This is a genomic window from Pseudomonas sp. EB271-G4-1, assembly GCF_058791355.1.
Genome location: NZ_JBYTEO010000073.1, coordinates 16,602 through 27,494, shown reverse-complemented (window position 1 = coordinate 27,494; position 10,893 = coordinate 16,602). Strand labels below are relative to the sequence as shown.

Here is a 10,893-nt window from a genome sequence, read left to right as displayed (position 1 = left end):
GGTTTGATCATCTGTCCGACACCGGTCGGCACTGCGTGCCGACCGGTGTTTTAATCTGTTTTTACACACTCTGGGCCCAGCGCGGCTAAACCGGCATCCATGCCGGTTTACCCACTGCGCAGAACCTCCTTTCGGCCTCTCGATGTGGCAAGAAAATCAAAAGCCAAAGCAGAGCAAAAGCCGAAGCGAGGCGGCCTGACAGCCGACCTGATTACAGGTGTGTCCGCGATCCCACTGTAGGAGCGAGCCTGCTCGCGAAAAACGACCTGACAACGCGATCATCCAGACAGGGCGCGTCATCGTTGACGTCCATCGCCAGCAGGCTGGCTCCCACAAGGAATTGAGGGGTATCTGCAAAAGTCAGGTCGGCTGTCAGGCCGCCTCGCTTTTGCTTTGGATTTGGGTGCCCCGTTAACCACGATGGCCGAACGCAGGTATTGCGCAGTGGGGAAACCGGTAGGACGCCGGTTTAGCCGCACTGGGCCAGGGATGGCCCATCGCGGCGACCCACGGCGCATTGCCTTCGTTACGGCATGCCGAGCCCTAGCGAGGCACCGAGTGGTGGGGCCAAGCCTTTTGCTTACTTTTTGCTGGGCCGGCACTCCGGCGTTTGAAAAAGAAGAAAAAAGGGGACAGATTTATTTTCATGATTTGTTTACATTGCTCGAATATAAATCTGTCCCCTTTTTCCCGGTCCCCTTTTTCCCTCTTTTTCCGCTCTTTTTCCGGTTGTCCCCTTTTTCCGGTTCTGCGCAGTGGCTAAATCGGCATGGATGCCGGTTTAGCCGCGCTGGGCCAAGGATGGCCCATCGCGGCGGGCCCTGTAGGAGCGAGCATGCTCGCGAAAAACGCCAGAACAACACGGGCATTCAGATAGCCCTCGTCATCGTTGACGACCATCGTCGGAACGCCGCCCGGAGCATGCTCGCTCCTACAGGCTCTTCCAAGTGACTCGCCGTAAGGACGAAACCCTAGGTGGCCGTTACCGCAGGAATGGATATGTACTCCGTCAACAAAATCCAGGTCGTTTGTCAGGTCGCCTTCGCTGGCAAGCCAGCTCCCACAGTTTGGATCGGGTACATCTGCAGGAGCTGGGTCGGCTGTCAGGCCGCCATCGCTGGCAGGCCAGCTCCCACAGTTGATCGAGTACAGCCGTGAGAGATGGGTCGGCTGTCAGGCCGCCTTCGCTGGCAAGCCTGGCTCCTACGGTTTTGGATCGGGTGCATCTGCAGGAGCCTGGTCGGCTGTCGGCCGCCGGGGCTCACTCATCCTCCCCCTCTCCCTCCGGCACCACCCTGTTCTGCGTCAGGTAGCGATCCAGGGTCTCATTCTGCGCAGGCTGGGAGTTGTCCCCCGCCACCTGCCACAAACGTCGCTCGATCCCCTGCGCCAGCATATGCCCCACCGCCGCCTCGATCGCCGACAACACACACAACTGCGCCGGTTCGTTGGTGGTGTAGCCCACCTCGGCCTCAAGCAATTTCTTGAACTCGATGAACTTGAACACGCCAGCACTACGGGCCACGGAGTAGATGGTCTTGCTGGTCATGACGTTGGACAGCACCTGCCCGCTGCGCACGTCCACTGCCCGCAGGTTCACCGTGACCTGGTCGACGCGATACTCCCGGGCAATGTCGATGCCCAGGTAGCGCGCGCCTTCGCCGCCGCTGCGTACGTTGGTGTCGTAGGCGATGATCCCGCCTTCGAGCATCATGTTCGCCGCTTGCAGCGGTGGCAGCTCACCCTGGATGTTCACCGGGGTATTGGGTTTCTTCTGCGAGGCGCGGATGATCTTGCGCTCGGTCAACAGGTTCTGCAGCCCTTCACGCTCGAGCACCACGAACCAGCCGCTGGCCTGCAAGGCGTCCATCAGCATGCTCGCCGCGCCCTGGGTGACGCTGGTGGAAAACGAGCTGGCCGGGGTCGGCTTGTATTGCCCGGTCTGGTCGCGGAAGCCGTAGACCACCGCCATCAACCGGCCCTTGGGTCGTGGCATGTTGATCAAGTCATAGTAGGTCGAGGCCCTTGGGGTCAGGGTCGGGGTTTTGGAGTCCTGCTCGGCCGGCATCGGCTCGCGCAGACTGCACCCTTGTAATGCCGCCAACATCAGCCCTAGCGCTATTATTTTTTTCATGTCCTTAACTCCCCATTGTCCCGATTCCCCTCAAGGGGCCAGTCCATTCACCTGGATTTCCGAAACTTCGCCCGTGGCCCGGTCGGTCACGTTGATCGTCAGCGCACCGGAGTCGTCGACCACGTCGACGATGAAAGCGTCCGTGGACAGGCTCCCCGTGTTGCCGGTGGAGATGTTGTCCAGCAGTTGCCCCAGCAAGCGCGATTGCAACTGGGCGCTGAAGCGCTCCAGGGCCGAGGTCCCGGCCGCCGAGGTACGATCCTTCAAGTCGGGATCGTCGTAGTCGTTCTGCGCCTGGGCGTTGTTGAGCAGCCAGGTGCCGTTCAACGGGTTGCCGCCAAACGAAGGGTTGACGGGCGTGTACACCAGTTCCGTGCCCTGGACCATGGCGCAAGCACCCAGGCCGAGCATGCATCCACCGGCGCGCTGCAAAAACGTTTTCACTTTCATAGTTCGTCCCTCTCAAGGTCCGTGGTGTCCTGCAACAAGGCTTCCAGCTTGCGCTGGACAATCTGCCCGCGTACCCAGTCGGCGGCGGCATAGGCCTCGTCCTTGAGCTCCACGGTGTTCGGCGGCAGGAAGCGCCGGTAAACCAGGCGTTGTTGAAATTCCACGGTCACCAGGCTGCCCCAGCGAGCCGAAGGTCGTTCGCGTACCACCAGGTTGAAATCCATCGGGCTGGTGGCACGCAGGCGTTCACTGAACGAGTAGTAAAATTCGTGGCCGATGTGCGAGATCGTGTCGTCGACGATGAAGCCGAGCATCTCGTCCTCTTCAGCGGCCCAGGTCACGCAGGTGCTCAACAGCAGGATCATCGCCAGGCAGAAGCGCTTCATGGCTGCAATCCCTCCGGCACTGCGGACTGGCCTTTGGCAGGGCCCGAGGTGCCATCGAGGAAGGCTTTTTCGGCCACGAATTGCCAGTCCTTGTAGCTGGCCATGCCGTTGAAGTCCGACCACTGGCTGGGGAAGTCCGCCTGCTTGAGCGGCTTGTCGGTGGACGAGCTGCTGATGCCGGTGATGCGTCCGTCGAAGCCGCGCATCAGGAACCATTCACCGCCGCCGATCGGGTCCGGGTATAGCTGGCGTATATGGTGTTTGGCGCTGGGGAAACGTTCGTCCTGCAACAGGTCGGCGAGTTCCTTGGGGTACTGGGCCAGGCCTGGCGAACTGCGGTAATAGCTGCGCAGTGCCTGGGCGTACTGGGTGCCGACCCAGAGCAATTGGCGTTCGCGGTCACGCCGTGAAGCGGTGGACCACAACTCGCCGGCACTGGCCAGGCCCATGCCCATCACCATGATCAGGAACAGCACACCCAGGTAGGTGAAGCCGCCTTGTGCCGCAGGCTTACCACTCGGAATAAAGGCTGCCATCACGCGCCCTCCCTGTGGCACCACTCTTGATATCGGCGACACCGCCGGCCACGCCGTCAGGCGGTGCAACCAAGACCCAGGCGTCCTTGCGTTCGACAATCGGGTCCATCGGCGGATTGCGCAGGTAGCGCTGTTCAACCAGTTGCTCGATGGAGTCGGGATAGCGTCCGGTGTCACCGTAGTAGTGATCCAGTGCTTCGCGCATCGCCGACAGGCTCTGGCGCAAGGTGGTCTCCTTGGAGGCCTCCAGGCTGTTGAAATAGCGCGGCAAGGCGATGGTCATCAGGGTGGCGATGATTGCCATGACCACCATCAGTTCCAATAGGGTAAAACCCTTTTCCCGACGCATATGTTCACCACTCCCGGTAGGCGATGCCGTTGAGACCCTTGCCCCGGGCCTTGGAGTAGACGTCGAAGACGTCCTGGCCTTCCCGCGGGTTTTGAGCCGTACTGTCGTAGGAGCGCAGGCCCCAGCCACCTTCGTCGTCGCGCTTGACCGGTGCCAGCGGGTCATGGGGTACGCGGCGCAGGAAATAGAACTTGGCACCCTTGGCGCTGCGCACATCGCGCACCCCTTCCACCAACACCTGCAGGTTCGGCGGGTAGCCGCTGCTGTTGAGCGACTTCTCGATGTACCCGGCGTCGAAAGCACGCTTGTAGGCGTCGATGGCATCGCGGATCTGGTACAGCGCGGTACGCAGTTCCTGCTCTTTGCCCCGGCGCACCACGGTCTCGGTCAGCGGCGCGGCCATGCCGGCCAGCAGGCCGATCAACGACAGCGTCACCACGACTTCAATCAAGGTAAAACCGCGTTGCGAGGCGTTCATGATCAAGGCTTCCCAACAGTAACGGTGGTAGCGATCGGTGCGCCCATGCCATTGGCCTTGACCTCTTCAACCTCGACCTTCGAGCGATCCGGTGCCTGGATGTGCATGCTGGTTTCGGTGCCCGTGGTGAATTCCATGTCCGATGGACTCTGGTACGGCAGGTTGCGCACGATCCGCGGGGTGATCGACAACACCAGCTCGGATTTGCTCACGTCGTCCTTGTTGCTGCCGAACAGGCGGCCGAGGCCAGGAATATCGCCAAGACCGGGAATCTTGTTGCCGGTGCTGCCATGGTCGTTGCGCATCAGGCCGGCGAGAATCTGCGTTTCGCCGTCATGCAGGCGCAGGGTGGTCTGCGCGTTGCGGGTATCGACCTGGACCGGAATCGTGCCCTGGCGGGTCGGTTCCAGTGGCGTGGCGTTGCTGACTTCCAGGGCCACCTTGATCGCCACTTCGTTGTTCAAGTGCACGGTGGGCTGCACTTCCAGTTTCAGACCGACGTCCAGGTAAGTCACGCTTTCGGTGATCACCGGTCCCTGGGTCGACGGCACCGAAGTGGCGCTGATGATCGGCACACGCTGGCCGATGTGGATGCGTGCCTGTTCGCGGTTGCTGACGCGGATCACCGGGCTGGCGAGGGTATTGATGTCCTTGTCCTGGGCATTGATCTTGGCCTGTGGCGAGGGCTGGATGGTGATCCGGCTGGAATTGATGCCCTTGAGCTGATCGAGCAGGGTCACCGCCGAACCGTCGCTGTTGACCACGCCGAAGGTGTTCGGCCATTGCAGGCCCAGGTCGAGAATCCGCTGGGTGGCGACTTCCATCACTTCCACTTCCAGCACCACTTCGGGGTTGGACTGATCCTGTGATTGCAGGAGCTTCTCGGCCATGCGCACGGCATCGCCGGTGTCGCGCATGGTCAGGGTGTTGAGGCGTTCGTCGACAAACACGTCGCGGGTCTTGAGCATGGTCTTGACCATGTTCAGCGCGGTATTGGCATCGATGCTGGTCAGGTAGAAAGTGCGCATCACCAGCTCCTGGTAATCCTTGAGCTTCTGCGGCGAGTCCGGGTAGATCAGCAGGGTGTTTTCGTTCACCACTTTCTGGTGCAACTGGTTCTGTTGCAGCAGCAGTGCCACGGCGTCTTCGATGCGCACGTCGCGCACGAAGATGGTGGCTTTCATGTCCGGGCGCAGGTCCTTGTCGAAGATGAAATTCAGGCCGGCGACCTGGGACAGCACTTCGAAGATGGTCTTGAGATTGGCGTCGCGAAATTCCAGGGTTACCGGCTTGTCCAGCTTGGTGCGCAGTTGCGGATAGGCCACCACGTTGCGGCTCTGCACCAGGCGGATATTGCCTTGCAGTTCCAGGGCGCCTTCGTTGTTGGGGTCCAGTTCGAGAATCTGCCTGACCTGACGCTCGGCGCCGTAGATGTCGCCACGGCGCAGGTCGCCACGGGCCAGTTCGAGTTTTTCATCGAGGCTGCGCATGTGTTCGAGCTGGCGCAAGGCGTCCTGGGCGCGGCGGTTGTTCGGTTCGATGGTCAACACCCGGCCGTACCCCATGCGAGCGGACGCGAAATCACGCTGGGTCCGATCCATGTCGGCCTGGGTCAGCAGCGCCGTGATCGCACGGGCACGAGCGCTGTTGAGGGCAATGTGCAGTTCGGTGTCGCGAGGGTTTTCCCGCAGGCCCTCCTCGATCCGGGCCAGGCCGGCTTCGTACTGGCCCTGTTCGATCAGCTCAGAGGCTTCTTCCTTGGCCACCTGCGCCGAGCTGCAGGCAGCCAGCCCTGCACAGAGGCAGAGGCTCATCAGCAAACGGGACTTGTTCATTGCGCGCTCCCCACAGACAAGGTCTGGGACAAATGCAGAGGCAAATAGACCAGGCTCAGTTCCAGATCGGAAATGCCCTCGATCTTCCATGTTTCGTCAATCACATCCCCTTTACGCACGACGTAGATCTTTTCGCCGTTTTGCAAAAACACTTGCAGGTCGGTGCGATCGTCCATCCGGCCGATGAACTGGAACGGCATGGGCGGTGCAGTGGGGACCTGCACCACCGGTGCAACGTTGACCGGTTGTTCGGTGACGCTGGCCAGGGTGGGTGCGGCCTTCCAGCTGCGCGCGGCGAACAGGTCGCCCGCCGGGCTCAGGTCCTTGATCGCCACGGGCGCAGCAGAGGCCTGCGCGGCTGGCAAGGCGCCGCGTTGCTTGCCTTTGACTGGCGTGGCCACAGCGGCCACTTCGACGTCACTGTCGTCAGCCTGTTTAAAGTATTCGGGCACCCAGGTCAGCGCCGCGGCCACGCCGAGGAACGCCACCCAACCCACCGCACGTTTGTTGTTCATCATGACCTCGACAGGTAAAGGGTCATGCGGATCCGCCCGTTCAGGTCCGTGTCGGCGATCTTCTTGCGCGAAAGCTCCAGGTCCTCCACCACCACCGCCGGCAACTGGCCGAGCAAGGCATGCATGAAGCGCCGCAGTTGCGGGTAGCTGCCCCGCACCGGCAGGAGGATCTGATAGCGCGCCAGGTGGGTCTTGGGGTCGATGCCCAGCGAGTATTCGCCCCTGGACAGGGTGATGCGCTCCTGGGCGGCCAGCGCGTAGATCTTGTCGATGGCGACGGTGGCCTGGGGCTGGGTTGGCAATTTGCTGCGGAAGTCATCGAGCTGGCGTTGTGGCACGACCGGAGCGGCGATCGAGCCCTCCTCGACCTTGGCCAGGTATTCGCGGGCGTCCTGGGTCTGCTGGCTCAGGTGCTGCAGCGCCTGCCAGTCCGGCAACAAGCCGAACAGGCCGTAGGCCAGCGCCAACACCAGCAGGGCCAGCCCTGCCAGGCCCGGGACGCCGAGGCTTTGCAGGTATTCGTGGACGATCAATCTAGGGATTTGCATCGCCAATCTCCCAGGTAGCCGACAAGTTGAATTGCACCGGGTGCTCCGGCACGTTGGCGACGATTTCGTGGCTGAGCAACGACACGTCGGAAAGCTCGTCGCAGGCTTCGAGGCGGCGGTGGAAGTCGAGCATGGCGTCCAGGTCGCGTGCCTCGGCGCTGATCCGCACCTGGCCCTTGCGGGCATCCGGGGTCAGGGTCAGCAAGGCAATGTTGTCGCGCGGCATGGCTTCCAGGGTGGCGAACAGGCGCTCCCAAGGGCGGCGCAACTGCTGCGAGACCTTGCGCATCTCGGCCAGGTTCTGCGCCTGCTCGCGGGTTTCGGCCGGGGTCAGGCTGACCTTGCTGCCGGTGTCGCCAGTAAGTACCCGTTGCGTGGTTTGCAGGTGACCTTGCTGTTGTTCGGCCTCACCACTTACCTGTTGTTGGATGACGATGCAGGTCAGCGCCAGCACCACGCCACCGACCAGCAGGCTCCAGCCCAGGGGACTGGAGCGGCGGCGCGGCTGAAAGTCGAGCATCAGGGGGCGCATGTCAGGCCACCGTCCGGGACATGACGTACAGGCTGTCGCGTACGCTGGTCCGGCCTTCTTCGAGGGTGCGCAGCTGTACGCCTGGCACTTCAGGGTGCGAGTCGATACGCGCTGGCGCATGCAGGTAGATGTTCAGTGGCCGCTCACTGATGGACGCCTGCAATTGGCATTCGCGACCGACCAGCGCGCTCAGTGCCGCATCGCTGTCGCTGCTGCCCACCGAGCGCACTGCCGTCCAGCGACCTTCGCGCGCCAGCAGCATCACACTGCGCACCGGTTCTGCGACCACGAACAGGAAGTCGCCGGCGTCGAAGCTTTTGTCGAAGTGGTTGAACGCCGCCATCAGGTACGGTTGCACCGAACGCAGGCGCAAGCCACGGCCACTGACCAGGGCACGCAGGCGTTCGATCAGGTCTTGCGGCAGCGCGCTGGCGATCCGGTCGTAGCCGGCGGGTTCGGCCGACAGCACCAGGCTCCAGGGTTGGTTGGCTGCCCCGTAGAGGTCTTCGAAGCACAGCTGGGCAAACCCGCGCAGTTCGTCGGGGCTGCTGATCTGCTCGCTCCAGGGCACCAGGCAAAAGCGGCTGAAGTGGCCGGAGACCACCACAGTCAACTCGGCACCGGCGCGGGCATGTTCGCCCAGCAGGCGGTCGAGGGTTTCCAGGGCGACCGTCCAGGCCATGAACCCTTCATCGATGAAGCCGACGCTGCCCAGCCACAGGGTGTCGCCACCCTGGCGTTGACCGAGGCCGACACCACTGGCGCCGAGCACGGCGACATAACGCTCACGAGATAAAAGTGACACGATTGATCTCCTCGAGAGTGGTCCGGCCTTGTTGCACCAGTTCCAGCGCCGATTCGCGCAGCAGGCGCAAACCGCGTTTGCAGGCGTGGGCCTTGATTTTCGAAATGGGTTGGCGCTCGACGATCATTTGCCGCAGCTCGTCGTCCAGGTGCAGCAGCTCGGCAATCGCACTGCGTCCGCGGTAGCCGGTGCCACGGCAATGACCGCAACCCTTGCCATGGACGAAGTGGTAGTGCGCGACCTGATGCGGGTCGAGGCCCGAGCTTTGCAGTTCTTCTTCGGTCGGTGCGTAGGGCGTGCTGCACGCGCTGCAAACCAGGCGGATCAGACGCTGGGCCAGCACCGCATTGAGCGCGGAAACCAGGCTGTAGGGGTCGATTTCCATCTGGGTGAAGCGGCCGATCACGTCGAACACGTTGTTGGCGTGGATGGTGGTGAACACCAGGTGCCCGGTGAGTGCCGATTGCACGGCGATCTGGGCAGTGTCGGGGTCGCGGATCTCGCCGACCATGATCTTGTCCGGGTCGTGGCGCAGGATCGAGCGCAGGCCGCGGGCGAAGGTCAGGCCTTTCTTTTCGTTGACCGGGATCTGCAGCACACCGGGCAGCTGGTACTCCACCGGGTCTTCGATGGTGATGATCTTGTCCACGCCGTGGTTGATCTCGGTGATCATCGCGTACAGCGTGGTGGTCTTGCCGCTGCCGGTGGGGCCGGTGACCAGCACCATGCCGTAGGGTTCGGCAGCCAGGCGGCGCAGTTGACGCAGGGTTTCCTCTTCAAAGCCCAGGGCCTGCAGCTGCACGCCGCAGACCTTGTCGGCCAGGTCCTGCTTGTCGAGCACCCGCAGCACCGCGTCCTCGCCGAAAATGCTCGGCATGATCGACACCCGGAAGTCGATCTGCCGGCCGCTGATGCCGATCTTGAAGCGACCGTCCTGGGGCACGCGTTTTTCGCCGATGTCCAGTTCGGCCATGACCTTGACCCGGGAAATCACCTGTTCGGCGAACTCGCTGCCCTGGATCTTGCTGATGTTGTTGAGCACGCCATCGATGCGGTACTTGATCACCAGGCCGCTGCCGGTGGTGCCCAGGTGGATATCGCTGGCGTGCATCTTCAGCGCGTCGTAGAGGGTCGAGTTGACCAGCTTGACCACCACGCTCGAGTCTTCGCTGATGCTGGTCAGGGACAGGCTTTGCAGGGTGTCGATCTCGGTATTGCCGTCGGCCTGGGCGTTGAGCGATTCCACCGCGTGGAAGCTCTCTTCGTGGCGTGCCAGGTAGGCTTTCAGGTCGTCGGCATGCACCAGGTATAGCGGCGCGCCGTGCAGGCAGTCGTCGATCCAGGCCAGGCGAGCGCTGTCGAAGGGGTCGGCAAACACACCGATGACCGCATCGTCGTGACGCAGCAGGATGAATTCGCGCTTGAGGCATTGGGCCAGGGTGACCCGGTCGAACACTGGAGTGGCTTGAAACAGGCTGTCGGTGTCGAGCACCGGGTAGTGCAGGGTCGCGCCCAGGCACTGGATAAAGGGCATGGGAGCCAGTTCGCAGAGCGCCCCGAGGGCTTCGAGCATGCGTTCGCCGGAACTGCCGGCCCGGGAGCGGGCCTGGGCCAATTGCTCACTGGTGAATCGAGTCGGTACGCAATCGCACGGTGGCACATCGACGACAAGGGATAGACGGTCCATGGCTTGCTCTCCAACACCCGGGGCTTAGAGCCCTGTCGGCGCGGCGAGCAATTGCGGCGGATGCCGGAACCTCTTGTCGCGCCATTACTCCCCGGTGAGCAATTGTTCGTCGTCTGGCGCTGTGGAGGCCGTGTTACTTCGTCGGCGATCTGCAAGCACCCAACTACCGTCGTACAACTGCAGCGGGAAACTCTCGTTCCTGCTCTGGCGTCGTTCGACAAAGCCTTCGCTACTGCTCACTTCCGCTTTGGGTTCGCGCTGGCGCCCCAGAAGGTCAAGTACTGCACGCGCCAGTTCCGCCAACGGAAACGGTTTGAACAGGATATGGCTGACTCCCAATTGCCGGGCCCTTTCGCAAACCTCTGCAGTGGGGTGCCCCGTGATCAGCACAAAATGACACTTCCTGTTCTGGCGGACGGCATCGAGCACCTCAAAGCCTTCCATATCGGGCAAGCGGTAATCGAACACCATCACATCGGGTGCGAAATCGTCAGCTTCCACGATTCCTTGCGCACCGTCGTGAGCAATCCGGACTTCCAGCGCTTGCGCCTGCAGGTAACCCTGGAGGTTTTCCGCCAGCAGCTGTTCGTCATCGACAACCAGTACTTTGTTTAACAAGGTGGACTCCTTGAAACCGC

At 62.2% G+C, this 10,893-nt stretch carries 13 protein-coding genes; all 13 read right to left on the bottom strand.

Annotation, left to right across the window (positions count from 1 at the left end):
- Nucleotides 1-1,261 precede the first annotated feature (1,261 nt).
- The 13 genes from AC3WWR_RS26355 to AC3WWR_RS26295 all read right to left on the bottom strand — a co-directional run bounded on the left by AC3WWR_RS26355 (nt 1,262) and on the right by AC3WWR_RS26295 (nt 10,873).
- Complete coding sequence (locus AC3WWR_RS26355; RefSeq protein WP_020796393.1) at nt 1,262-2,134, bottom strand: CsgG/HfaB family protein; 873 nt, start codon at nt 2,132-2,134, stop codon at nt 1,262-1,264.
- 30 nt (nt 2,135-2,164) lie between these two features.
- A complete protein-coding gene (locus tag AC3WWR_RS26350) occupies nt 2,165-2,584 on the bottom strand; it encodes a curli assembly protein CsgF (RefSeq protein ID WP_020796392.1) in 420 nt (139 codons plus the stop codon).
- The gene (gene csgE / locus AC3WWR_RS26345) at nt 2,581-2,970 is read right to left on the bottom strand and encodes a curli production assembly/transport protein CsgE (RefSeq protein WP_020796391.1); all 390 of its coding nucleotides are present in this window, start codon (nt 2,968-2,970) and stop codon (nt 2,581-2,583) included. The genes AC3WWR_RS26350 and csgE overlap by 4 nt, the downstream gene beginning before the upstream one ends.
- Complete coding sequence (locus tag AC3WWR_RS26340; protein WP_020796390.1) at nt 2,967-3,506, bottom strand: type II secretion system protein; 540 nt, start codon at nt 3,504-3,506, stop codon at nt 2,967-2,969. Before AC3WWR_RS26340 ends, csgE begins: the two co-directional genes overlap by 4 nt.
- Nucleotides 3,481-3,855 (bottom strand): type II secretion system protein, encoded by a 375-nt coding sequence (locus AC3WWR_RS26335; protein WP_020796389.1) that lies wholly within the window; start codon nt 3,853-3,855, stop codon nt 3,481-3,483. Before AC3WWR_RS26335 ends, AC3WWR_RS26340 begins: the two co-directional genes overlap by 26 nt.
- A 4-nt stretch (nt 3,856-3,859) precedes the next feature.
- Complete coding sequence (locus tag AC3WWR_RS26330; protein ID WP_020796388.1) at nt 3,860-4,333, bottom strand: type II secretion system protein; 474 nt, start codon at nt 4,331-4,333, stop codon at nt 3,860-3,862.
- Nucleotides 4,334-4,335: 2 nt separating this feature from the next.
- On the bottom strand, nt 4,336-6,168 hold the full coding sequence (locus AC3WWR_RS26325; protein WP_168757845.1) for a secretin GspD/PilQ domain-containing protein: 1,833 nt from the start codon (nt 6,166-6,168) through the stop codon (nt 4,336-4,338).
- On the bottom strand, nt 6,165-6,683 hold the full coding sequence (locus AC3WWR_RS26320; protein ID WP_020796386.1) for a hypothetical protein: 519 nt from the start codon (nt 6,681-6,683) through the stop codon (nt 6,165-6,167). Before AC3WWR_RS26320 ends, AC3WWR_RS26325 begins: the two co-directional genes overlap by 4 nt.
- Entirely contained in the window at nt 6,683-7,231 is a 549-nt protein-coding gene (locus AC3WWR_RS26315) for a GspMb/PilO family protein (RefSeq protein WP_020796385.1), read from the bottom strand. Before AC3WWR_RS26315 ends, AC3WWR_RS26320 begins: the two co-directional genes overlap by 1 nt.
- Nucleotides 7,218-7,763 (bottom strand): pilus assembly protein, encoded by a 546-nt coding sequence (locus AC3WWR_RS26310; protein ID WP_033042925.1) that lies wholly within the window; start codon nt 7,761-7,763, stop codon nt 7,218-7,220. The genes AC3WWR_RS26315 and AC3WWR_RS26310 overlap by 14 nt, the downstream gene beginning before the upstream one ends.
- 1 nt (nt 7,764) lies before the next feature.
- Nucleotides 7,765-8,568, bottom strand: coding sequence for a hypothetical protein (locus AC3WWR_RS26305; RefSeq protein ID WP_033042924.1), 804 nt, complete (start codon nt 8,566-8,568; stop codon nt 7,765-7,767).
- Complete coding sequence (locus AC3WWR_RS26300) at nt 8,549-10,255, bottom strand: GspE/PulE family protein (protein ID WP_033042923.1); 1,707 nt, start codon at nt 10,253-10,255, stop codon at nt 8,549-8,551. The genes AC3WWR_RS26305 and AC3WWR_RS26300 overlap by 20 nt, the downstream gene beginning before the upstream one ends.
- A gap of 84 nt (nt 10,256-10,339) precedes the next feature.
- Nucleotides 10,340-10,873 (bottom strand): response regulator, encoded by a 534-nt coding sequence (locus AC3WWR_RS26295; RefSeq protein WP_033042922.1) that lies wholly within the window; start codon nt 10,871-10,873, stop codon nt 10,340-10,342.
- Nucleotides 10,874-10,893 lie beyond the last annotated feature (20 nt).